Below are 350 nucleotides of genomic sequence, written 5' to 3' on the forward strand. Positions count from 1 at the left end.
ATTTTCATTTCGTGGTACTTATGAAATTCTTCTATTCGTTTATTATGTTCTTTATGCCATTGATGGAGAGCAACTTGTTTCATTTTTATTCTCCTCTCGTTTAATAACCTAATTATATAGCTCTGGTTGAAAATTACAAAGTAAATTTTGCCACAAAAATTAACATAAAGATGTTAAACAGATGGAGAAAATTATGCAATGTGAATGGGAGTAAGATATTTGAAGTTGAACCTGTAAGATGAAGAACAACAATGTCGTAATACCAGGATATTATGTACTTCTTGTTCAACTAACAGGGGCTTTACTTTAAAATCGGGTTGCTGCGGCAGCTTTTTTCTTATTGTGCTAAC

It is taken from the genome of Neobacillus drentensis (assembly GCF_036965425.1).
GTDB classification, from domain to species: domain Bacteria; phylum Bacillota; class Bacilli; order Bacillales; family Cytobacillaceae; genus Neobacillus; species Neobacillus drentensis_F.